The organism is Agrobacterium sp. ST15.13.013 (genome assembly GCF_027956525.1).
GTDB lineage: Bacteria > Pseudomonadota > Alphaproteobacteria > Rhizobiales > Rhizobiaceae > Agrobacterium > Agrobacterium salinitolerans.
Genome location: NZ_JAQKGP010000132.1, coordinates 1 through 288, shown reverse-complemented (window position 1 = coordinate 288; position 288 = coordinate 1). Strand labels below are relative to the sequence as shown.

Here is a 288-nt window from a genome sequence, read left to right as displayed (position 1 = left end):
GAATGTCGCGCGTGCGTTTGCCGCTTGGGGCGATGCTCCGCCGATTTTCGAACCGAACCACGCCTTTGCTGGCCATCTCTGGTACGACCGGCTAAGCAGGATCGTCCTCAAGAGCTACAGGATGGTCATTGGCGATGCCGGTGAGGAGATCGATCCAGTCGGCTCGTTCGAGACCGAGGGTCGGCCTGACCGGCTGGAGATCGTTCTTGAGATGGGAGATGCCAAGGCGGTGGATATCCGGCATCTCGAAACCGATCTGATCGTCGCAGGTCCCGAATACGGTTCGCT

At 59.7% G+C, this 288-nt stretch carries 1 protein-coding gene; it reads left to right on the top strand.

Annotated features, from left to right (window positions below):
- Positions 1-288: hypothetical protein (locus tag PL597_RS26225; RefSeq protein ID WP_271366683.1), on the top strand; the 288-nt coding region annotated here is incomplete at both ends.